20 protein-coding genes are annotated in these 21,414 nt (G+C 63.1%); 9 read left to right on the forward strand and 11 right to left on the reverse strand.

The window, feature by feature from the left end; genetic code table 11:
- Positions 1-23 precede the first annotated feature (23 nt).
- The 7 genes from ispC to rpsB form a co-directional block, all read right to left on the reverse strand.
- Complete coding sequence (gene ispC, locus IAE39_RS13310) at positions 24-1,214, reverse strand: 1-deoxy-D-xylulose-5-phosphate reductoisomerase (RefSeq protein ID WP_201203077.1); 1,191 nt, start codon at positions 1,212-1,214, stop codon at positions 24-26.
- Complete coding sequence (locus IAE39_RS13315; protein ID WP_201203078.1) at positions 1,211-2,026, reverse strand: phosphatidate cytidylyltransferase; 816 nt, start codon at positions 2,024-2,026, stop codon at positions 1,211-1,213. Before IAE39_RS13315 ends, ispC begins: the two co-directional genes overlap by 4 nt.
- Entirely contained in the window at positions 2,026-2,781 is a 756-nt protein-coding gene (gene uppS, locus IAE39_RS13320; protein ID WP_201203082.1) for a polyprenyl diphosphate synthase, read from the reverse strand. The genes IAE39_RS13315 and uppS overlap by 1 nt, the downstream gene beginning before the upstream one ends.
- Positions 2,782-2,796: 15 nt before the next feature.
- On the reverse strand, positions 2,797-3,354 hold the full coding sequence (gene frr / locus IAE39_RS13325; protein ID WP_201203083.1) for a ribosome recycling factor: 558 nt from the start codon (positions 3,352-3,354) through the stop codon (positions 2,797-2,799).
- Complete coding sequence (pyrH, locus tag IAE39_RS13330; RefSeq protein WP_201203084.1) at positions 3,351-4,094, reverse strand: UMP kinase; 744 nt, start codon at positions 4,092-4,094, stop codon at positions 3,351-3,353. The genes frr and pyrH overlap by 4 nt, the downstream gene beginning before the upstream one ends.
- A 180-nt stretch (positions 4,095-4,274) precedes the next feature.
- On the reverse strand, positions 4,275-5,138 hold the full coding sequence (tsf, locus tag IAE39_RS13335; RefSeq protein WP_012270835.1) for a translation elongation factor Ts: 864 nt from the start codon (positions 5,136-5,138) through the stop codon (positions 4,275-4,277).
- Positions 5,139-5,323: 185 nt separating this feature from the next.
- Positions 5,324-6,061 (reverse strand): 30S ribosomal protein S2, encoded by a 738-nt coding sequence (gene rpsB, locus IAE39_RS13340; protein ID WP_016501167.1) that lies wholly within the window; start codon positions 6,059-6,061, stop codon positions 5,324-5,326.
- Between the two features lie 347 nt (positions 6,062-6,408).
- On the opposite strand from rpsB, the gene map reads away from it, so the two are divergent.
- The 3 genes from map to dapC are packed head-to-tail and all read left to right on the forward strand — an operon-like array spanning position 6,409 to position 11,163.
- Positions 6,409-7,191, forward strand: a complete 783-nt coding sequence (map, locus tag IAE39_RS13345; protein WP_025337973.1) for a type I methionyl aminopeptidase — start codon at positions 6,409-6,411, stop codon at positions 7,189-7,191.
- A gap of 42 nt (positions 7,192-7,233) precedes the next feature.
- On the forward strand, positions 7,234-9,936 hold the full coding sequence (locus IAE39_RS13350) for a [protein-PII] uridylyltransferase (RefSeq protein WP_201203085.1): 2,703 nt from the start codon (positions 7,234-7,236) through the stop codon (positions 9,934-9,936).
- A gap of 30 nt (positions 9,937-9,966) precedes the next feature.
- Positions 9,967-11,163: a succinyldiaminopimelate transaminase gene (gene dapC / locus IAE39_RS13355; protein WP_201203087.1), complete on the forward strand. Its 1,197-nt coding sequence runs from the start codon at positions 9,967-9,969 to the stop codon at positions 11,161-11,163.
- Between the two features lie 149 nt (positions 11,164-11,312).
- Here dapC and IAE39_RS13360 read toward each other — a convergent pair whose 3' ends face one another.
- The 3 genes from IAE39_RS13360 to IAE39_RS13370 form a co-directional block, all read right to left on the reverse strand.
- On the reverse strand, positions 11,313-12,959 hold the full coding sequence (locus IAE39_RS13360) for a Na+/H+ antiporter (protein WP_201203089.1): 1,647 nt from the start codon (positions 12,957-12,959) through the stop codon (positions 11,313-11,315).
- Positions 12,960-13,151: 192 nt separating this feature from the next.
- Complete coding sequence (locus IAE39_RS13365; protein ID WP_201203091.1) at positions 13,152-13,466, reverse strand: helix-turn-helix domain-containing protein; 315 nt, start codon at positions 13,464-13,466, stop codon at positions 13,152-13,154.
- Entirely contained in the window at positions 13,467-13,835 is a 369-nt protein-coding gene (locus IAE39_RS13370) for a toxin (RefSeq protein ID WP_201203093.1), read from the reverse strand.
- A 192-nt stretch (positions 13,836-14,027) separates the two neighbouring features.
- Here IAE39_RS13370 and graA point away from each other — a divergent pair, with 192 nt between their 5' ends.
- The 5 genes from graA (at position 14,028) to IAE39_RS13395 (ending at position 17,560) form a co-directional block, all read left to right on the forward strand.
- Positions 14,028-14,327: a type II toxin-antitoxin system antitoxin GraA gene (graA, locus tag IAE39_RS13375; protein WP_004375387.1), complete on the forward strand. Its 300-nt coding sequence runs from the start codon at positions 14,028-14,030 to the stop codon at positions 14,325-14,327.
- Between the two features lie 125 nt (positions 14,328-14,452).
- Positions 14,453-14,800, forward strand: a complete 348-nt coding sequence (locus tag IAE39_RS13380; protein ID WP_075043977.1) for an ArsC family reductase — start codon at positions 14,453-14,455, stop codon at positions 14,798-14,800.
- A 31-nt stretch (positions 14,801-14,831) separates the two neighbouring features.
- Positions 14,832-15,866 (forward strand): 2,3,4,5-tetrahydropyridine-2,6-dicarboxylate N-succinyltransferase, encoded by a 1,035-nt coding sequence (gene dapD / locus IAE39_RS13385; RefSeq protein ID WP_004574732.1) that lies wholly within the window; start codon positions 14,832-14,834, stop codon positions 15,864-15,866.
- Positions 15,867-15,947: 81 nt separating this feature from the next.
- The gene (locus tag IAE39_RS13390) at positions 15,948-17,153 is read left to right on the forward strand and encodes a cysteine desulfurase (protein ID WP_201203095.1); all 1,206 of its coding nucleotides are present in this window, start codon (positions 15,948-15,950) and stop codon (positions 17,151-17,153) included.
- Entirely contained in the window at positions 17,150-17,560 is a 411-nt protein-coding gene (locus IAE39_RS13395; protein WP_201203097.1) for a SufE family protein, read from the forward strand. The genes IAE39_RS13390 and IAE39_RS13395 overlap by 4 nt, the downstream gene beginning before the upstream one ends.
- Positions 17,561-17,770: 210 nt before the next feature.
- Here the strand turns inward: IAE39_RS13395 and tcdA are convergent, their stop codons facing one another.
- The gene (gene tcdA / locus IAE39_RS13400) at positions 17,771-18,580 is read right to left on the reverse strand and encodes a tRNA cyclic N6-threonylcarbamoyladenosine(37) synthase TcdA (RefSeq protein ID WP_201203100.1); all 810 of its coding nucleotides are present in this window, start codon (positions 18,578-18,580) and stop codon (positions 17,771-17,773) included.
- A 119-nt stretch (positions 18,581-18,699) separates the two neighbouring features.
- Here tcdA and IAE39_RS13405 point away from each other — a divergent pair, with 119 nt between their 5' ends.
- On the forward strand, positions 18,700-21,291 hold the full coding sequence (locus tag IAE39_RS13405) for a glycosyltransferase (RefSeq protein WP_201203103.1): 2,592 nt from the start codon (positions 18,700-18,702) through the stop codon (positions 21,289-21,291).
- Positions 21,292-21,414: the final 123 nt, after the last annotated feature.

A 21,414-nucleotide genomic window follows, 5' to 3' on the forward strand; every position in this document is an offset into this window, starting at 1 on the left:
TCATGAACCTGGGCAGGCCTGCGTCAGCGACCGTGACGCCTCAGCCACTCACGGGAAAGCTCCCGGGCACGCTGGTCGGCGGCGAACACCGCGTCCAGCGACGGCAGCGGCACAACGGGCTCCTGATCAAGCACTTGCTCGATCATACCCGCGATTTCCGGGAAGCGGATACGCCGCTCGAGAAATGCCTCGACCGCCACTTCGTTGGCCGCATTGAGCACCGCGGGTGCGCTGTTGCCGGCCTCGGCTGCCTGTCGCGCCAGGCGCAGGCAAGGGAAACGTTGCTCGTCGGGCGCCTGGAAATCCAGACGGGCGATGGCGAACAGGTCCAGCGGTGCCACGCCGGAATCGATCCGCTCAGGCCAGGCCAGCGCGTTGGCGATCGGCGTGCGCATGTCCGGGTTGCCCAACTGCGCCAGTACAGAGCCGTCCACATAGTCGACCAGCGAGTGGATCACGCTCTGTGGATGCACCACCACTTCGACCTTGGCCGGCGCAGCATCGAACAACCAGCAGGCTTCGATCAGCTCCAGGCCCTTGTTCATCATGCTGGCCGAATCGACGGAAATCTTGCGACCCATCGACCAGTTGGGGTGCGCGCAGGCTTGCTCCGGGGTCACATCCAGCAGCGCCTCTACCGGCGTCTCACGGAACGGCCCACCCGAGGCAGTAAGCAGGATCCGGCGCACGCCCACGGCGCTCAGGCCACGGGCATAGTCGCCAGGCATGCACTGGAAGATTGCATTGTGCTCGCTGTCGATCGGCAGCAGTACGGCACCATTGCGCCGCACCGCCTCCATGAACAGCGCGCCCGACATCACCAGCGCTTCCTTGTTGGCCAGCAACACCTTCTTGCCCGCCTCGACGGCTGCCAAGGTAGGGCGCAAGCCGGCAGCACCGACGATCGCCGCCATCACGGCATCCACCTCGGCCGCCGACGCCACCTGGCACAGCCCGGCCTCGCCTTCCAGCACTTCGGTGGCACAACCGGCCGCTGCCAGGCCTGCACGCAGCCTCACGGCCGCCTCGGCACTCGGCACCACAGCGAACGCCGGGCGATGGCGCACACACAGGGCCAACAGTTCATCGACCCGCGAATAGCCACTGAGGGCGAACGCCTGGTAGCGATCAGGGTGCCGCGCAATCACGTCCAGCGTGCTCAGGCCGATGGAACCGGTGGCCCCAAGCACGGTAATACGCTGCGGGCGACTCACATCACACCCCATTCGGCAGCCCACAGCAGCACGGCGAAGATCGGGATCGCGGCAGTCAGGCTGTCGATGCGATCCAGCACGCCACCATGACCGGGCAGCAGGTTGCTGCTGTCCTTGATACCAGAGCGGCGCTTGAACATGCTCTCGGTCAGGTCACCGACCACCGAGGCCATCACCAGCAACGCAGCGCCCAGCAGGCCCAGCAGGATCTGGCCAACGCCCCAGTCGCGGCTGATGCCGACCCCCAGGGTAATCAGCAAGCTGACTGCCAGGCCGCCATACACGCCTTCCCAGCTTTTGCCCGGGCTGACCTGCGGGGCCAGCTTGCGCTTGCCGAATGCCCGGCCAGAGAAGTACGCGCCAATGTCGGCAGCCCACACCAGCACCATGACCGACAGGATCAGCCAGTTGCCCAAGGGCCAGTGCTTGAGCAGCACCAGCCCTTGCCAGGCTGGCAGCAACACCAGCAGGCCGATCAGCAACCGGCAGGCGGCACTGGCCCACAGTTCGCTGCTGCGCGGGTAGGTAAGCACCAGCCAGGTGGCCAGCCCCCACCAGATCACCGCAGCGCCGAGCACCCAGGGCGCCAGCTCCGGAAGGATATACAGCAGCATCAGCGCCCCGGCGACCACCGCGGCATAAGCTATGCGCAGCGGTTGGGCCATCAGCCCGGCCAGGCGCGCCCACTCCCAGGCACCGAGGGTCACCACGAAGCCGATGAACAGGGCGAAGTCCCCACCGTTGAGCAGGAAGAAACCGCCCAGCGCGATCGGCAGCAGGATCAGCGCGGTAATGATGCGTTGTTTAAGCATTAAGCACGAGCTCCAGCCTCGACCTGCTCGCTGGTCTTACCGAAGCGGCGCTGGCGCGAAGCGAAATCGGCCAGGGCATTGCGCATGGCCTCGTGTTTGAAGTCCGGCCAGTACAGGTCGGAGAAATACAGCTCGGCATAGGCCAGCTGCCACAGCAGGAAATTACTGATGCGGTGCTCGCCACCGGTGCGGATGCACAGGTCCGGCAACGGTAGCTCGCCGGTTGCCAGGCAGGTCTGCAGCAGGCCCGGGGTGATGTCTTCCGGGCGCAGGTGCCCGGCTTGCACTTCCCGCGCCAACCGCTGGGCGGCCTGGGCGATGTCCCACTGGCCACCGTAGTTGGCGGCAATCTGCAGGATGAAACGGTTGCTGCCCGCGGTCTGGGCCTCGGCCTCGCGCATGGCAGCCTGCAATTCAGGGTGGAAACGCGAACGGTCACCGATGATGCGCAGGCTGATATTGTTCTCGTTGAGGCGCTTGGCCTCACGGCGCAGGGCCGAGAAGAACAGCTCCATCAGCGCACCCACCTCTTCGGCCGGGCGCTGCCAGTTTTCGCTGGAGAAGGCGAACAGGGTCAGTACCTCGACCCCGGACTTGGCACAGACTTCGATGACCGCGCGAACGGCGTCGACACCCGCCTTGTGCCCGGCAACGCCGGGCAGCAGGCGTTTTTTCGCCCAGCGGTTGTTGCCATCCATGATGATCGCGACATGACGCGGCACCGAGGACGGCGCCGCTGGCTTGGTCTTTTCCATTAAAAAACCCCGGCCTTAAACGGCCATCAGGTCCTTTTCCTTGGCTTTGAAGGCAGCATCCACTTCGGCAACGAACTTGTCGGTCAGCTTCTGGATCTCGTCAGCGGCGCGGCGCTCGTCGTCTTCGCTGATTGCCTTGTCCTTGGTCAGCTTCTTCAGGTCGGCAAGGGCGTCACGGCGCACGTTACGCACGGCTACCTTGGCGTCCTCGGCAACACCGCTGGCCTGCTTGGTGTAGCCCTTGCGGGTTTCCTCGGTCAGGGCCGGCATCGGCACGCGGATGGTGGTACCGGCGCTCATCGGGTTCAGGCCCAGGTCGGAGTTCAGGATGGCCTTTTCGATGGCGGCACTGAGGTTCTTGTCGTGGGCGACGATCTTCAGGGTGCGGGCATCTTCGACGGAGATCGCGGCCACCTGGTTCAGCGGCATTTCGCTGCCCCAGGCAGTGACCTTGACGGTATCCAGGATGCTTGGGTGAGCGCGACCGGTGCGGATTGCCGCCAGGTTGCGGCCCAGGGCCTCGAGGGACTTGGTCATGCGCTCCTGCGCGTCTTTCTTGATGTCGTTGATCATGCTTGGCCTTCCTCGATCAATGTGCCTTCGGCGCCACCCACTACGATATTCAGCAGGGAGCCAGGCTTGTTCATGTTGAATACCCGCAACGGCATCTTGTGGTCACGGCACAGACAGATTGCGGTCAAGTCCATGACACCGAGCTTGCGATCCAGGACCTCGTCGTAGGTCAGGTGATCGAACTTCTCGGCATGCGGGTCCTTGAATGGATCGGCAGTGTACACGCCGTCAACCTTGGTAGCCTTCAGCACCACATCTGCATCGATTTCGATGCCACGCAGGCACGCTGCGGAATCGGTGGTGAAGAACGGGTTGCCGGTACCGGCGGAGAAAATTACCACATCCCCGGAGTTGAGGTGGCGAATAGCTTTGCGACGATCGTAATGATCGGTGACACCGACCATGGAAATGGCCGACATGACCAGGGCCGGGATGTTCGAGCGCTCCAGCGCGTCGCGCATGGCCAGGCCGTTCATGACGGTGGCGAGCATGCCCATGTGGTCACCGGTGACGCGGTCCATGCCGGCTGCGCTGAGTGCGGCGCCACGGAACAGGTTGCCACCGCCGATCACCAGGCCGACCTGGACACCGATCCCTACCAGCTGGCCAACTTCAAGGGCCATGCGATCCAGCACCTTCGGGTCGATCCCGAAGTCTTCCGAGCCCATCAGGGCCTCGCCGCTAAGTTTGAGCAAAATGCGTTTATAGCGAGGTTGGCGTCCACTCACCTGCTGAGCCATTGCGAGTCTCTCCTGCGGCGTACTTTTAGAAAATTCGTGCGGGCTGTTTGCAGCCTGCTAACTGTAGCGTGGCACCATTTTGGTGCCAGCGGCGGCGGATCTTATAAACCCTTGGCCGTTTTGACAAAGAGGCTGCGCGCGTGAGCGGGCAGCCTCTTTGGGGCGACAGACGGGGCTGTCTTACTGCTTGGCAGCAGCTACCTGAGCGGCAACTTCAGCAGCGAAGTCGTCGACTGGCTTCTCGATACCTTCGCCAACCTTGAAGTAGGTGAAGGAAACGATTTCAGCACCGGCTTTCTTGGCCAGCTCGCCAACCTTGACTTCCGGGTTCATGACGAAGGCTTGCTCTTTCAGCGAGGCTTCGGCCTTGAACTTGGTGATACGGCCGTTGATCATGTTCTCAACGATGTTTTCCGGCTTGCCGGCGATCTTGTCAGCGTTCAGCTGCAGGAAGACGCCCTTCTCGCGCTCGATGGCCTCGGCGGAGATTTCCGACGAATCCAGGAACTCCGGGTTCGAAGCTGCAACGTGCATGGCGATGTTCTTGGCCAGCTCGACGTCGCCGCCTTTCAGGACAACAACGGCACCGATCTTGTTGCCGTGCAGGTAGGCACCGACAACGTCACCCTCAACGCGCACCAGGCGACGGATGTTGACGTTCTCGCCGCACTTGGCAACCAGGGCTTCACGAGCAGCTTCACGCGATGCGATCAGCGGAGCAGCGTCGGTCAGCTTCTGGGCGAAGGCTTCTTCGAGGCTTTCGGCAACGAAGTTCTTGAAGTCGTCTTGCAGGGCCAGGAAGTCGGTCTGCGAGTTCACTTCCAGCAGAACGGCGGATTTACCGTCGGTCTTGACCGCGATAGCGCCTTCAGCAGCGACGTTGCCAGCCTTTTTGGCGGCCTTGATGGCGCCCGAGGCACGCATGTCGTCAATGGCTTTCTCGATGTCGCCGCCGGCCTTTTCCAGGGCCTTTTTGCAATCCATCATGCCTTCGCCGGTACGCTCGCGCAGTTCTTTTACCAGCGCTGCAGTAATTGCTGCCATTTCAAAATCCTCTTGGAAAGTTTTTCAACCATTCCACCCGCTTGTCACGGGCGTTAAATTCTGCAAATCCGCTGACTTCATTCAGCAGGCCCATGATGCGGGGCCGATGCTGACAGCAGGATTTCAAGGTGGCAAAAAGGGGGCAAAGCCCCCTTTTCGCGTGCCAAGTAGACGCTAGCGCCTAATTACTCAGCAGCAGGTGCAGCCGCTTCTTCAACATAGACTTCGGTGCCGCCAGCAACGTTGTTGCGGCCGCGGATGATGGCGTCAGCCATCGAAGTCATGTACAGCTCGATAGCGCGGATGGCGTCATCGTTACCTGGGATGATGTAGTCAACACCTTCTGGGCTGCTGTTGGTATCGACAACGCCGATAACCGGGATGCCCAGCTTGTTGGCTTCGGTGATAGCAATGCGCTCGTGGTCAACGTCGATCACGAACAGGGCATCAGGCAGGCCGCCCATGTCCTTGATACCACCCAGGCTGCGGTCCAGCTTTTCCAGATCGCGCGAACGCATCAGGGCTTCTTTCTTGGTCAGCTTGGCAAAGGTGCCATCTTCGGCCTGAGTTTCCAGGTCGCGCAGACGCTTGATCGAAGCACGGATGGTTTTGTAGTTGGTCAGCATGCCGCCCAACCAGCGGTGGTCAACGTATGGCGAACCGGCACGAGCAGCTTGCTCGGCGACGATCTTGCCGGCGGAACGCTTGGTGCCGACGAACATGATCTTGTTCTTGCCCTGAGCCAGACGCTCTACGAAAGCCAGAGCTTCGTTGAACATTGGCAGGGTTTTTTCCAGGTTGATGATGTGGATCTTGTTACGCGCGCCGAAAATGTACTTGCCCATTTTCGGGTTCCAGTAACGGGTCTGGTGGCCGAAGTGCACACCGGCCTTCAGCATATCGCGCATATTGACTTGGGACATGATAGTTCCTTGGTAAGTCGGGTTGGGCCTCCACGCATCCCAATGACCAACCCACGCCTGCGAACAGGACGGGGCACCCAGGTCATCGTGTCGACACGTGTGTGGGTTTGGTACTTCCGGGGTCGTCCCCGAAAGCGGCGCATTTTATACCACAGACCGCGGGCAAACGGAACCCGCATACTGTTGCGTCCGTCTGCGGCTTTTGCAGCACCCCGGCTTTCGCGCCAGAATGCCAGCTATAGACAGCAGCGTGGCCGCCTTTATCCCGACCGATCGGCGCCCTGCTCTGCTAGAATCCGGCCTTTCCCGTTTGTTCGCGCCGTGCACGGCGCCGTAGAGAGCCTGTAATGACCGTCACCATCAAGACCGCAGAAGACATCGAAAAGATGCGCATCGCTGGCCGCCTGGCCGCCGACGTGCTGGAAATGATCGAAGAACACGTCAAGCCCGGTGTCACCACCGAAGAGCTCGACCGCCTGTGCCACGACTATATCGTCAATGTCCAGCAGGCCATCCCGGCACCGCTCAACTACAAGGGCTACCCGAAGTCGATCTGCACCTCGATCAACCATGTGGTCTGCCACGGCATCCCCAACGACAAGCCGCTCAAGGACGGTGACACGCTGAACATCGACGTCACCGTGATCAAGGACGGCTACCACGGCGACACCAGCCGCATGTTCCACGTGGGCACCGTACCGGTCTGGGCCGAGCGCCTGTCCAAGGTGACCCAGGAGTGCATGTACAAGGCCATCGAACTGGTCAAGCCGGGCTGCCGCCTGGGCGACATCGGCGAAGTGATCCAGAAGCACGCGGAAAAGAACGGCTTCTCGGTGGTGCGTGAATTCTGCGGCCACGGCATCGGCAAGGTGTTCCACGAAGAGCCGCAGATCCTCCACTACGGCCGCGCCGGCACCGGCATGGAACTGAAAGAAGGCATGACGTTCACCATCGAGCCGATGATCAACCAGGGCAAGGCCGACACCAAAGTACTGGGCGACGGCTGGACCGCCATCACCAAGGACCGCAAGCTCTCGGCCCAGTGGGAACACACCTTGGTGGTGACCGCGACCGGCTACGAGATCTTCACCCTGCGCAAGGACGACACCATCCCGCGCACTTCGGCCTGACCGTACCCCGACAGGCCACCCCCACGACAGGAACGTGACGCGATGCCCCAGGTGGATCCCGAGCTGTTCGACCGCGGCCAGTTCCAGGCGGAACTGGCCCTCAAGGCGAGCCCTATCGCCGCCTTCAAGAAAGCCATCCGCCTGGCCGGCGAGGTGCTCGACAAGCGTTTTCGCGCCGGCAGCGAAATCCGCCCGCTGATCGAGGCCCGCGCCTGGCTTGTCGACAACATCCTGCAACAGGCATGGAACCAGTTCGACTGGGGCGACCCTGGCGGCATTGCCCTGGTCGCGGTAGGCGGCTACGGGCGCGGCGAACTGCACCCACACTCGGACATCGACCTGCTGATCCTGCTGGGCGCCGCCGAGCACGAGCAGTACCGCGACGCCATCGAGCGCTTCCTTACCCTGCTGTGGGACATCGGCCTGGAAGTGGGCCAGAGCGTGCGCACCGTCGACGAGTGCGCCGAGCAGGCCCGCGCCGACCTGACGGTGATCACCAACCTGATGGAAAGCCGCACCATTGCCGGCCCCGAGGCGTTGCGCCAGCGCATGCTGGAAGTGACCAGCACCGCGCACATGTGGCCAAGCAAGGAATTCTTCCTGGCCAAGCGCGCAGAGCTGAAGGCCCGCCACCACAAGTACAACGACACCGAATACAACCTCGAACCCAACGTCAAGGGCTCACCCGGCGGCCTGCGCGACATCCAGACCGTGCTTTGGGTGGCCCGCCGCCAGTACGGCACCCTCAACCTGCACGCACTGGCCGGCGAAGGCTTTTTGCTGGAAAGCGAGAACGAGCTGCTGGCATCGTCCCAGGACTTCCTGTGGAAGGTGCGCTACGCCCTGCACATGCTGGCGGGGCGCTCTGAAGACCGCTTGCTGTTCGACCATCAGCGCAGCCTGGCCGCGCTGCTGGGCTACAGCGACGAAAACCCCAAGCGGGCGATCGAGCAGTTCATGACCCAGTACTACCGGGTGGTGATGAGCATCAGCCAGTTGTGCGACCTGATCATCCAGCACTTCGAAGAAGTCATCCTCGCCGACGAGGAAAGCGGCAGCACCCAGCCACTGAACGCACGCTTCCGCCTGCATGACGGCTATATCGAGGCCGCCAACCCGAACGTGTTCAAGCGCACCCCGTTCGCCATGCTGGAGATCTTCGTGCTGATGGCCCAGCACCCGGAGATCAAGGGCGTACGTGCCGATACCGTGCGCCTGCTGCGCGAGCACCGGCACCTGATCGACGACACCTTCCGCACCGATATCCGCAACACCAGCCTGTTCATCGAGCTGTTCAAGTGCGAAATCGGCATCCACCGCAACCTGCGGCGGATGAACCGCTACAGCATTCTTGGCCGCTACTTGCCAGAGTTCGGCCTGATTGTCGGGCAGATGCAGCACGACCTGTTCCACATCTATACGGTCGATGCCCACACCCTCAACCTCATCAAGCACCTGCGCAAGCTGCAGTACACGCCGGTGTCCGAGAAATTCCCGCTGGCCAGCAAACTCATGGGGCGCCTGCCCAAGCCCGAGCTGATCTACCTGGCCGGCCTGTACCACGACATCGGCAAGGGCCGCCAGGGAGACCACTCGGAGATCGGTGCCGTCGATGCGCAGAAGTTCTGCGAACGCCACCAGCTGCCAGCCTGGGACAGCCGGCTGATCGTCTGGCTGGTGCTGAACCACCTGGTGATGTCGACCACTGCCCAGCGCAAGGACTTGTCCGACCCGCAGGTGATCAACGACTTTGCCCTGCACGTAGGCGATGAAACGCGCCTGGATTACCTGTACGTGCTGACCGTGGCCGACATCAATGCCACCAACCCCAGCCTGTGGAACTCGTGGCGCGCCAGCCTGCTGCGCCAGCTTTACAGCGAGACCAAGCGCGCCTTGCGCCGCGGCCTGGAAAACCCGCTGGACCGCGAAGAGCAGATTCGCCAGACCCAGTCTGCTGCGCTGGATATCCTGGTGCGCGAGGGCACCGACCCGGACGATGTCGAGCAATTGTGGTCGCAGCTGGGCGATGACTACTTCCTCAAGCACACCGCCGCCGACGTGGCCTGGCACAGTGACGCGATCCTGCAGCAGCCAGCCGATGGCGGGCCACTGGTGCTGATCAAGGAAACCACCCAGCGCGAATTCGAGGGCGGTACGCAGATCTTCATCTATGCCCCCGACCAGCACGACTTCTTTGCCGTGACGGTGGCGGCCATGTCGCAGCTGAACCTGAACATTCACGACGCGCGGATCATCACCTCGAGCAGCCAGTTCACGCTCGACACCTACATCGTGCTGGACAACGACGGCGGCTCGATCGGCGACAACCCGCAGCGGGTGCGGCAGATTCGCGACGGCCTGACCGAGGCGCTGCGCAACCCCGAGGACTATCCGACGATCATCCAGCGCCGGGTACCGCGCCAGCTCAAGCATTTCGACTTCCCGCCGCAGGTGACCATTCTCAACGATGCCCAGCGGCCGGTGACCATCCTCGAGATCACCGCCCCCGACCGCCCGGGCCTGCTGGCCCGGCTGGGGCGGATATTCCTGGAGTTCGACCTGTCGCTGCAGAACGCCAAGATCGCCACCCTGGGCGAGCGGGTGGAGGACGTGTTCTTCATCACCGATGCCAACAACCAGCCGCTGTCCGACCCGCAACTGTGCAGCCGCCTGCAGGAAGCCATCGTGCAACAACTGCAGGCCGGCCAAGGTAGCGACACCAGCCCGACCCGCGTGACCCTTTAACGATTAGACGATTGACGAGACCTTGCGCCGATGAACCATGCCTTGACCCAGCTTCAGCCCTACCCGTTCGAAAAGCTCCGCGCCCTGCTGGGCAGCGTGAAGCCTGCGGCGGACAAACGCGCCATCGCCCTGTCGATCGGTGAGCCGAAGCACGCATCGCCGGCGTTCGTCGCCCAGGCCATGGCCGACAACCTCGACAAGCTGGCGGTGTACCCCAGCACCCTCGGCCTGCCGGCCCTGCGCCAGGCCATCGGCCAGTGGTGCGAGCGGCGTTTTGGCGTGCCGGCTGGCTGGCTGGACGCCGACCGCCACATCCTGCCGGTCAATGGCACCCGTGAAGCGCTGTTCGCCTTCACCCAGGCCGTGGTCAACCGCGCCGATGATGGCCTGGTGGTCAGCCCCAACCCGTTCTATCAGATTTACGAAGGTGCAGCATTGCTGGCCGGTGCTACCCCGCACTACCTGCCGTGCCTGGAAAACAACGGTTTCAACCCGGACTTCGACGCTGTGCCGGCCGACGTGTGGCAGCGCTGCCAGGTTTTGTTCCTGTGCTCGCCAGGCAACCCGACTGGCGCGCTGGTGCCGATGGATACCCTGAAAAAGCTGATTGCCCTGGCCGACGAGCACGACTTCGTGATTGCCGCCGACGAATGCTACAGCGAGCTGTACTTCGACGAAGACGCGCCGCCGCCGGGCCTGCTGACCGCCTGCGCCGAGCTGGGCCGCAGCGACTTCAAGCGCTGCGTGGTGTTCCACAGCCTGTCCAAGCGTTCCAACCTGCCGGGCCTGCGCTCGGGCTTTGTCGCCGGCGATGCCGAGATCATCAAGCCGTTCCTGCTGTACCGCACCTACCACGGCTGCGCCATGCCGGTGCAAACCCAGCTGGCCAGCATCGCCGCCTGGCAGGACGAGGCGCATGTGCGCGATAACCGCGACCAGTACCGCGCCAAGTACGATGCCGTGCTGGACATTCTGCAACCGGTACTCGACGTGCAACGCCCGGACGGCAGCTTCTACCTGTGGGCCAAGGTACCGGGCGACGATGCCGAATTCACCCGCGACCTGTTCGAGGCCCAGCATGTGACGGTAGTACCGGGGTCTTACCTGTCGCGCGAAGTGGACGGCGTGAACCCGGGTGCCGGGCGAGTGCGCATGGCCCTGGTTGCACCGCTGGCCGAATGCATCGAGGCGGCGGAGCGGATTCGCGCGTTCCTGGAAACCCGCTGATTAACAGGGGCCGCCCCCCCTTGAATACTGTGCACTACCTGTGGGAGCGGGTTCACCCGCGAACACCGGCGCAGCCGGTGCCATACACCGCGCCGCCTGGTTCGCGGGTGAACCCGCTCCCACAGGGGCTGCTGAGCAGCCCCTTGGATCTACTTGACCGACCCCAGGTTAGCCTCACTCATATCCAGCTCGCCCAACACCTGCCGCACCACCTCATCGCCCACCTCGTGCTGGCGATGCAGGTTATACAGCTCAAGCCGCTGCGCCCTTAGCGCCCGCAAGCGCAAACGCCGCTCCAGCAAGTCCATCTGCTCGGCCAGGGCCTTGGCCTCGGCACTGTCGTTATAGCTGTCCAGTTCATCCCGGTACTCCGCCATCAACCGTGCCTTCAGCTCGGTCGCCAGGGTCGCCTGGGCGGCATCCTGCGGGGCGTTGCTGTCGATCACTTCCTCTGCCTCCAGGGCATGGATCGCCGCCTCCGCCGTGCGCCGCCAGGCCTCCTGCACCTCTTGGTGCAAGCGTTCGTCCGGGCTTTTGGTTACCCCTCGCAGCAGCAGCGGCAAGGCGATACAGGCGCTGATCAACGACAACAGAATCACCCCCGCGGCAATGAAGATCAGCAAATCACGCTCCGGGAACGCCTCACCCGCGCCCATCAGCAGCGGCACCGACATCACACCGGCCAGGGTCACCGCACCGCGCACCCCGCCCAAGGTCAGCAGCCAGCAGGAGCGCGCGGTAGGCATCAGCACCAGCGCCGGCTTGCCGCGCCAGCGCCGCACCACACCGATCGAACGCCAGATGCTCTGCACCCAGATGAACCGCAGCAGGATCAGCGCGGCAAAGATCGCCACCACGTCCAGGCAGCGGTAGGCCAGGGTCGGCCACACAGTCGCTTCGTGGCTGACCACCGCCTTGATGATGTCTGGCAACTGCAGGCCCAGCAGCAGGAAGATCAGCCCGTTGAAGGCAAACTCCAGCAGCGACCACACGCTGCGGTTGAGCAGGCGCGTACTGGTCTGGCGTGGCAGCAGGTCTAGCCAGCTCTGCATCATGCCGGCAGCCACTGCCGAGAGAATGCCCGATACGCCCAGGCGCTCGGCCAGCACATAGGCCGCAAACGGCAGCAGCAACATGAACACCACGTGGGTGGCGGGGTCGTCCCAACCGCGGGTGATCATCCACATGCGCAGGCGGCCGATCAGCCAGCTCAAGGCCACGCCCACCGCCAGGCCGCCCAGTGCAACCAGCACGAAGCTGAAACTGGCGTCGGCCAGCGAGAACACCCCGGTGATCGCCGCCGCCAAGGCGAACTTGAAGGTCACCAGGCCCGACGCGTCGTTCATCAGCGCCTCGCCCTGCAGCATGTGCATCAGCGGGGTGGGCAGGCGGTCTTGGGTAATCGCCGAAACGGCCACGGCATCGGTCGGCGACAGCACGGCGGCCAGGGCAAAGGCCACTGGCAGCGGGATGCTGGGCATCAGCCAGTGAATGAAGTATCCGGCGCCGACCACGGTGAACAACACCAGCCCCACGGCCAGTGCCACCACCGGCCCGCGAATGCGCCACAGTTCGCGCTTGGGAATGCGCCAGCCGTCGGCAAACAGCAGCGGCGGCAGGAACAGGAACAGGAACAGCTCAGGGTCCAGGGCCACATGCAGGCCCAGCGTCGGCCATGCCAGCAAAGCCCCCGCGGCAATCTGCACCAGCGGCAAGGGCAGCGGGATCATGCGGCCGACCAGCTTCGACAGGCTGACCAGGGTCAACAGGATGAGGACGGTATAGGCGGACTGCATCCGGTAAGGCTTCCTTTGTGAACCAGAAACGACAACAGGGCGAAACATCGCCATTGAAACAATATGTTAGCGGCGATCGACGAGTTGAGGCCGCTGCACGATAGTCGCAAGGGAACCACAAATGTGTAACACGATGCGTCTCCAGTTGAAAAAACAAGACCCGCCGAAGCGGGTCTTGGTTAATCCAAATGTTCACACGGCTTCGAGCCGCTCCAGCATATCCGGGTATTTTTCTACCAGCTTGAGCAACATTGCCGCCTGAGGGTTCGGACTGGCTTTGTCTTGCTCCCAGTTCCGGAGCGTCGCTGCTTTCGTTCTGATGCACCTAGCAAATACCTCCTGTGACATACGCAGACCTTCACGTATGGCGACAATCTCCTGCGAGGTCACCTTAGGTGCATCCGATGCCTTTACATGATGCTGGCGCAGGGTGATTTTCCCCTCGCGCTGCGCTTTCATCTCGTCGATGCCGCTCATCATCTCGGCAAACAAATCACGCTTTTTCATTCACTTACTCCTCTGCCTGACCGATCGCTTCGCTTTTCGCGCCTCGACTTCCACAGTGATGGCCTGTTTCAAAGCCCTCTCCTGATCGCAGGTGAGATTCTCAAGTTCATCCTTGTCATAAATCGCAAACATCCACATTTGCCCATCGCTGGACAACCAGTAGTAGATTACTCGCAGGCCGCCACGCTTCCCCTTACCACGGCGCCTGTCTCCCCAGCGAAGCTTCCTGAAGCCGCCGGTACGAGGCATGACATCGCCGCACTCAGGGTTTATCAGCAGTTCCTGCTGCAGCGCTTTGTACTCGTCATCGCTTAGGTAGTCCGACACGGTAGCGGTGAAGGAGGATGTCTCGAAGAAAATAGCTTCCATGTAGAAACCATACGCAAGTTGCACACACTTAACAACATTGGCCACTGCCCGTTTGTCGCTGCAGGGCCGTCGCCGTCGCACAACACTCCCAGGCGCCCCATGAACGCACCAGATCAGGACTTGAGTTGTCAGGATCCAGTCGTACAATCACCCTTAACAAATAACGTTAAGCATTCAGCCCTCAGGTGCATCATGCTCAAGAACGGTATGCGTCCAATTCATCCCGGTGAAGTCCTGCGTGAGGACTTCCAGAAAGAAATGGGTTTCAGCGCCGCGGCATTGGCCAGAGCGCTTGGCGTAGCCACGCCAACCGTCAACAACATCTTGCGCGAGCGGGGCGGTGTTTCCGCCGACATGGCGCTGCGCTTGTCCATCTGCCTGGACACCACTCCCGAATTCTGGCTCAACCTGCAGACCGCCTTCGATCTGCGCACCGCCGAACAGCAACACGGTGATGAGATCATCGGATCGGTGCAGCGCCTGGTCGCTTGAACACACCTTGATCAATAAACATGGGCGCCACGGGCGTGGCGCCGCGAGGTTGCTTCCCGCATAATCCCGCGACTGACATCGAAAAACGGAGAGATTGGGGCAACCTGTGATCCCCAATGCACACAATGACCTACACGCTCTACGGCATCAAAGCTTGTGACACCATGAAAAAGGCACGCACCTGGCTCGAAGACCAGGCCATCGCCTACGAATTCCACGATTACAAAACCCAAGGCATCGACCGTGACAGCCTGAACCGCTGGTGCGACGAACACGGCTGGGAAGTCATCCTCAACCGTGCCGGCACCACCTTCCGCAAGCTGGACGACGCCAGCAAGGCAGACCTCGACCAGGCCAAGGCCGTCGAGTTGATGCTGGCCCAGCCGTCGATGATCAAGCGCCCGGTGCTCGACCTTGGCGCGCGTACCCTGGTCGGTTTCAAGCCCGACCTGTACGCCGCTGCCCTGGCCTGAGCCCCTCCCCTATTTCGCACGAGGTAATCACATGTCCAATACCCTGTTCAGCCTGGCCTTCGGTGTCGGCTCCCAGAACCGCCAGGGCGCCTGGCTGGAAGTGTTCTACGCACAACCACTGCTCAACCCGAGCGCCGAACTGGTTGCCGCAGTAGCGCCTGTTCTTGGTTACGAAGGTGGCAACCAGGCCATCGCCTTCAGCAACGCCCAGGCCGCACAACTGGCCGAAGCCCTGAAAGGCGTCGACGCGGCCCAGGCCGCCCTGCTGACCCGCCTGGCCGAAAGCCACAAGCCGCTGGTCGCCACCCTGCTGGCCGAAGACGCCGCGCTGAGCTCGACCCCCGAGGCCTACCTCAAGCTGCACCTGCTGTCGCACCGCCTGGTCAAGCCGCACGGCGTGAGCCTGGCCGGCATCTTCCCGCTGCTGCCGAACGTGGCCTGGACCAACCAGGGCGCAGTCGACCTGGGCGAGCTGGCGGAACTGCAACTGGAAGCGCGCCTGAAGGGCGAGCTGCTGGAAGTGTTCTCGGTGGACAAGTTCCCGAAAATGACCGACTACGTGGTCCCGGCCGGCGTGCGTATCGCCGACACCGCCCGTGTGCGCCTGGGCGCCTACATCGGCGAAGGCACCACCATCATGCACGAAGGCTTCGTCAACTTTAACGCTGGCACCGAAGGCCCGGGCATGATCGAAGGCCGTGTTTCCGCTGGCGTATTCGTCGGCAAGGGCTCGGACCTGGGCGGCGGCTGCTCGACCATGGGCACCCTGTCCGGTGGCGGCAACATCGTCATCAAGGTGGGCGAAGGCTGCCTGATCGGCGCCAACGCCGGTATCGGCATCCCGCTGGGTGACCGCAACACTGTCGAAGCCGGCCTGTACATCACCGCTGGCACCAAGGTGAACCTGCTGGACGAGAACAACGAGCTGGTCAAAGTGGTCAAGGCCCGCGACCTGGCTGGCCAGACCGACCTGCTGTTCCGCCGCAACTCGCTGAACGGCGCGGTGGAGTGCAAGACCCACAAGTCGGCCATCGAGCTGAACGAAGCACTGCACGCGCACAACTGAGAACCTTGCCGGGTTTGAGGTGTTAAGATCGGGTCTGGCGCCAAGGCGCCAGACCCGATTTTCATTCCAGGCCCCGTGAACATGTTCCAGCCCTCCCCCTGGCGTGCCGATTTCCCCGCCATCGCCGCCCTGCAACGGCAGCACCAGACCTATCTGGACAGCGCCGCCACCACCCAGAAGCCGCAAGCCCTGCTGGATGCCGTGAGCCATTACTACGGCCACGGCGCAGCCAACGTGCACCGTGCCCAGCACCTGCCCGGCGCACTGGCGACACAGGCCTTTGAAACCAGCCGCGACAAGGTCGCCGCCTGGCTCAATGCCGCCGACTCACAGCAGGTGGTGTTCACCCATGGCGCCACTTCGGCGCTGAACCTGCTGGCCTATGGCCTGGAGCACCGCTTTGAAGCCGGTGACGAGATTGCCATCAGCGCCCTGGAGCACCATGCCAACCTGCTGCCCTGGCAACAGCTCGCGCACCGGCGCAACCTGCGCCTGGTGGTATTGCCGCTGGACATTCACGGCCGTATCGACCTGGACCAGGCGCTGCAACTGATCGGCCCGCGCACCCGGGTACTGGCGGTCAGCCAGTTGTCCAACGTACTGGGCACCTGGCAGCCGTTGCCCGCCCTGCTGGCCCACGCCCGTGCGCAGGGTGCAGTAACCGTGGTCGACGGTGCCCAGGGCGTGGTGCATGGCCGCCATGACGTGCAGCAACTGGGTTGCGACTTCTATGTGTTTTCCAGCCACAAGCTGTATGGCCCGGACGGTGTCGGCGTGCTCTACGGGCGCAGCCAGGCACTGGCGCTGCTGCGTCACTGGCAGTTCGGCGGCGAGATGGTGCAACTGGCCGACTACCACAGCGCCAGCTTGCGCCCGGCCCCCTTGGGTTTCGAAGCGGGTACGCCACCGATTGCCGGGGTGATCGGCCTGGGCGCAACCCTGGACTACCTGGCCAGCCTTGATGCCCTGGCGGTCGAAGCCCATGAAGCCAGCCTGCACCAGCACCTGCTGCGCGGCCTGGCCGACCGCGAGGGCGTGCGTGTGCTGGGTGCGCCGCAGGCAGCCCTGGCCAGCTTTGTCATCGAGGGCGTGCACAACGCCGATATCGCCCACTTGCTTACCGAGCAGGGCATTGCCGTGCGTGCCGGGCATCACTGCGCCATGCCGCTGCTGAAGGGGCTGGGGCTGGAGGGCGCGATACGGGTGTCGTTGGGCTTGTACAACGACAGCGACGACTTGCAGCGCTTCTTCGACGCGCTGGACCAAGGCCTGGAGCTGTTGCGATGAGCCTGCCGGAACAGGCGCTTCAGGCGCTGGAAGCGTTTCAGCAGGGCAAAGGCTGGGAACAGCGGGCGCGGCTGTTGATGCAGTGGGGCGACCGGCTTGAGCCGCTGACTGACGCGGAAAAAACCGAGGCTAACCGGGTGCATGGATGCGAAAGCCTGGTGTGGCTGGTGGCCGAGCAGGTCGAGGGCGTGTGGCGGTTCAAGGCCGGTAGCGATGCCCGCTTGTTGCGTGGGCTGCTGGCGTTGCTGCTGGTGCGGGTTCAGGGGTTGGCCAGTGCAGAGCTGGCCGGGCTTGATCTGCGGGCGTGGTTCAGCCAGCTGGGGCTGGAGCGGCAGCTGTCACCGTCGCGTAGCAACGGGCTGCATGCGGTGTTGCAGCGGATGGCGGCGTTGGCGGCCAACCGCTAGATCGGCGTGAGCTTCTTCGCGGGTAAGCCCGCTCCCACAGAGACCGCGCAACGCTCAGGCTGGCGCTGTACCTGTAGGAGCGGCCTTGTGTCGCGATGGGGCGCGCAGCGGCCCCGGCAATATCCGCAGAGAATCTGAAATTTTGGGGCCGCTACGCGCCCCATCGCGACACAAGGCCGCTCCTACAGGGACCGAGCAAGCCCGTGATCTTTATTCAGGCTTGACCCGCTCCGATGGCCGTCGCGCACCGGCCACCAGTTTCTCTATCGCCTTGCTCGCCGCCACCATGCCAAAGGTCGCGGTCACCATCATCACCGCGCCAAAGCCCCCCGAGCAGTCCAGGCGCACGCCCTCGCCAACGAAGCTCTTCTGCAGGCACACGCTGCCATCGCCCTTGGGGTAGCGCAGCTGTTCGCTGGAAAACACGCACGGCACGCCATAGTTGCGGCTGACATTGCGCGAGAAGTTGTAGTCGCGGCGCAGGGTGGAACGCACCCGCGAGGCCAGCGGGTCGTTGAAGGTCTTGTTCAGGTCGGCGATCTGGATCTGCGTCGGGTCGATCTGCCCGCCGGCGCCACCGGTGGTGACGATGGCGATCTTGCGCCGCCGGCACCAGGCAATCAGCGCCGCCTTGGCCATGACACTGTCGATGCAGTCGATTACGCAATCGAGGTTTTCGGTGATGTACTCGACCATGGTTTCACGCGTGACGAAGTCGGCCACCGCATGCACCACACACGCCGGGTTGATCGCCCGCAGGCGCTCGGCCATGACCTCGACCTTGGGCCGGCCCACCTGGCCTTCCAGGGCATGCGCCTGGCGGTTGGTGTTGCTGACGCAGACATCGTCCAGGTCGAACAGGGTGATCTCGCCCACGCCACTGCGGGCCAGCGCTTCGGCCACCCACGAGCCTACCCCGCCAATCCCGACCACGGCCACATGGGCCTGGCCCAGGCGTTGCAGCCCCTGGTCACCGTACAGCCGGGCAACGCCGGCGAAGCGTGGATCTTCTGTGCTCATGTTCATACCCCAAAAAACCGGCGCGCATTATATGCCAGCGAACCCATGGCCTGCATCGTTAGGAAATGGGCTACCAACCCTGCTTTAATGTCCTATCACTTCGACACAAATGGACGACAATGTCTTCACGTAAATTCGGCCTGAACCTGGTCGTGGTCCTGGCCATCGCCGCGTTGTTCACCGGCTTCTGGGCGTTGATCAACCGCCCGGTATCCGCACCTGCCTGGCCGGAACAGATCTCTGGCTTCTCGTATTCGCCTTTCCGCTTGGGGGAAAGCCCGCAAAAAGGGCAATACCCCAATGACGACGAGATGCGCCAGGATCTCGAGCAGATGAGCAAGCTGACCGACAATATCCGCATCTATACCGTGGAAGGCACGCAGGCCGACATTCCGCGACTGGCCGAAGAACTTGGCCTGCGGGTGACGCTGGGGATCTGGATCAGCCCGGACCTGGAGCGCAACGAACGCGAGATCGCCACCGCCATCCAGTTGGCCAATACGTCGCGCAGCGTGGTGCGGGTGGTGGTCGGCAACGAAGCGCTGTTCCGCAAGGAAGTCACCCCGGAAAACCTCATCAAGTACCTGGACCGTGTGCGCGCAGCGGTCAAGGTCCCGGTGACCACCAGTGAGCAATGGCACATCTGGAAGGAAAACCCCGAGATTGCCAAACACGTCGACCTGATCGCCGCGCATATCCTGCCCTACTGGGAGTTCGTGCCGATGAAGGACTCGGTCGAATTCGTGCTCGACCGGGCGCGCGAACTGAAGCACCAGTTCCCCCGCAAGCCGCTGCTGCTGTCGGAAGTCGGCTGGCCGAGCAATGGCCGCATGCGCGGGGGCGCCGACGCCACCCAGGCCGACCAGGCCATCTACCTGCGCACCCTGGTCAACACCCTCAACCGCCGCGGTTACAACTACTTCGTCATCGAAGCCTATGACCAGCCATGGAAGGCCAGCGACGAAGGCTCGGTAGGCGCCTACTGGGGCGTGTACAACGCCGAGCGCCAGCAGAAATTCAATTTCGAAGGGCCAGTAGTGGCGATCCCGCAGTGGCGCGCCCTGGCCGTGGCCTCGGTGGTGCTGGCAATGATCGCCCTGATGGTGCTGTTCATCGACGGCTCGGCCTTGCGCCAGCGTGGCCGAACATTCCTGACCTTCATCACCTTCCTGTGCGGGTCGGTGCTGGTGTGGATCGCCTACGACTACAGCCAGCAATACAGCACCTGGTTCAGCCTGACCGTGGGCGTGTTGCTGGCGCTGGGCGCGCTGGGCGTGTTCATCGTGCTGCTCACTGAAGCACATGAACTGGCCGAGGCCGTGTGGATACACAAGCGCCGCCGCGAGTTCCTGCCGGTGCAAGCCGACAGCGCCTACCGGCCCAAGGTGTCGGTGCATGTGCCGTGCTACAACGAGCCGCCCGAGATGGTGAAGCAGACCCTCGATGCCCTGGCCGCGCTGGACTACCCCGACTACGAAGTGCTGGTGATCGACAACAACACCAAGGACCCCGCCGTGTGGGAACCGCTCAAGGCCCACTGCGAGAAGCTGGGCGAGCGCTTCAAATTCTTCCACGTCGCGCCCCTGGCCGGCTTCAAGGGCGGAGCACTGAACTACCTGATCCCGCACACCGCCAAGGACGCCGAAGTGATCGCGGTCATCGACTCGGACTACTGCGTCGACCGCAACTGGCTCAAACACATGGTGCCGCACTTCGCCGACCCGAAAATTGCCGTGGTGCAGTCGCCGCAGGACTACCGCGACCAGCACGAAAGCGCCTTCAAGAAGCTGTGCTACAGCGAGTACAAGGGCTTTTTCCACATTGGCATGGTCACACGCAACGACCGTGACGCGATCATCCAGCACGGCACCATGACCATGACCCGGCGCAGCGTGCTGCAAGAACTGGGTTGGGCCGAATGGTGCATCTGCGAAGACGCCGAGCTGGGCCTGCGCGTGTTCGAGAAGGGCCTGTCGGCCGCCTACGCCCACAACAGCTACGGCAAGGGCCTGATGCCCGACACCTTCATCGACTTCAAGAAGCAGCGTTTCCGCTGGGCCTATGGCGCCATCCAGATCATCAAGCACCACGCCAGCGCCCTGCTGCGCGGCAAAGGCAGCGAACTGACCCGTGGCCAGCGTTACCACTTCCTGGCCGGCTGGCTGCCGTGGATCGCCGATGGCATGAACATCTTCTTCACCATTGGCGCACTGCTGTGGTCGGCGGCGATGATCATCGTGCCGCACCGGGTCGATCCACCGCTGATGATCTTCGCCATCCCGCCGCTGGCGCTGTTCTTCTTCAAGGTCGGCAAGATCGTCTTCCTGTACCGGCGTGCGGTGGGGGTGAATATGAAGGATGCCTTCGCGGCGGCGCTGGCCGGGCTTGCGCTGTCGCATACCATCGCCAAGGCGGTGCTGTATGGCTTCTTCACCAGCAGCATGCCATTCATCCGCACACCCAAGCATGCCGACAGCCATGGCTTGCTGGTAGCGATTTCCGAGGCGCGCGAAGAGCTGTTCATCATGTTGCTGCTGTGGGGCGCGGCACTGGGTATCTACCTGGTACAGGGGTTGCCGAGTTCGGACATGCGCTTCTGGGTAGCGATGTTGCTGGTGCAGTCGCTGCCTTATGTGGCAGCGCTGGTGATGGCGTTGCTGTCGTCGCTGCCCAAGCCTGCGGAAAAGGCTGCCGAGGCGCAGCAGGCTTGAGATTTTGGGTGGCGCTTTGCGCCCCTTTCGCGACACAAGGCCGCTCCTACAGGATCACCGCAGCCCTGCAGGCCTGTGCAGTACCTGTAGGAGCGGCCTTGCGTCGCGAAAGGGCCGCAAAGC

This window comes from Pseudomonas sp. S37, assembly GCF_016658545.1.
Lineage (GTDB): Bacteria > Pseudomonadota > Gammaproteobacteria > Pseudomonadales > Pseudomonadaceae > Aquipseudomonas.

Excerpts from the sequence above, each read along its gene's own strand:
- IAE39_RS13315 (WP_201203078.1), bottom strand. The coding sequence starts at position 2,026 with ATGCTTAAACAACGCATCATTACCGCGCTGATCCTGCTGCCGATCGCG.
- uppS (WP_201203082.1), bottom strand. The coding sequence starts at position 2,781 with ATGGAAAAGACCAAGCCAGCGGCGCCGTCCTCGGTGCCGCGTCATGTC.
- frr (WP_201203083.1), bottom strand. The coding sequence starts at position 3,354 with ATGATCAACGACATCAAGAAAGACGCGCAGGAGCGCATGACCAAGTCC.
- pyrH (WP_201203084.1), bottom strand. The coding sequence starts at position 4,094 with ATGGCTCAGCAGGTGAGTGGACGCCAACCTCGCTATAAACGCATTTTG.
- tsf (WP_012270835.1), bottom strand. The coding sequence starts at position 5,138 with ATGGCAGCAATTACTGCAGCGCTGGTAAAAGAACTGCGCGAGCGTACC.
- rpsB (WP_016501167.1), bottom strand. The coding sequence starts at position 6,061 with ATGTCCCAAGTCAATATGCGCGATATGCTGAAGGCCGGTGTGCACTTC.
- map (WP_025337973.1), top strand. The coding sequence starts at position 6,409 with ATGACCGTCACCATCAAGACCGCAGAAGACATCGAAAAGATGCGCATC.
- IAE39_RS13350 (WP_201203085.1), top strand. The coding sequence starts at position 7,234 with ATGCCCCAGGTGGATCCCGAGCTGTTCGACCGCGGCCAGTTCCAGGCG.
- dapC (WP_201203087.1), top strand. The coding sequence starts at position 9,967 with ATGAACCATGCCTTGACCCAGCTTCAGCCCTACCCGTTCGAAAAGCTC.
- IAE39_RS13360 (WP_201203089.1), bottom strand. The coding sequence starts at position 12,959 with ATGCAGTCCGCCTATACCGTCCTCATCCTGTTGACCCTGGTCAGCCTG.
- IAE39_RS13365 (WP_201203091.1), bottom strand. The coding sequence starts at position 13,466 with ATGAAAAAGCGTGATTTGTTTGCCGAGATGATGAGCGGCATCGACGAG.
- IAE39_RS13370 (WP_201203093.1), bottom strand. The coding sequence starts at position 13,835 with ATGGAAGCTATTTTCTTCGAGACATCCTCCTTCACCGCTACCGTGTCG.
- graA (WP_004375387.1), top strand. The coding sequence starts at position 14,028 with ATGCTCAAGAACGGTATGCGTCCAATTCATCCCGGTGAAGTCCTGCGT.
- IAE39_RS13380 (WP_075043977.1), top strand. The coding sequence starts at position 14,453 with ATGACCTACACGCTCTACGGCATCAAAGCTTGTGACACCATGAAAAAG.
- dapD (WP_004574732.1), top strand. The coding sequence starts at position 14,832 with ATGTCCAATACCCTGTTCAGCCTGGCCTTCGGTGTCGGCTCCCAGAAC.
- IAE39_RS13390 (WP_201203095.1), top strand. The coding sequence starts at position 15,948 with ATGTTCCAGCCCTCCCCCTGGCGTGCCGATTTCCCCGCCATCGCCGCC.
- IAE39_RS13395 (WP_201203097.1), top strand. The coding sequence starts at position 17,150 with ATGAGCCTGCCGGAACAGGCGCTTCAGGCGCTGGAAGCGTTTCAGCAG.
- tcdA (WP_201203100.1), bottom strand. The coding sequence starts at position 18,580 with ATGAGCACAGAAGATCCACGCTTCGCCGGCGTTGCCCGGCTGTACGGT.
- IAE39_RS13405 (WP_201203103.1), top strand. The coding sequence starts at position 18,700 with ATGTCTTCACGTAAATTCGGCCTGAACCTGGTCGTGGTCCTGGCCATC.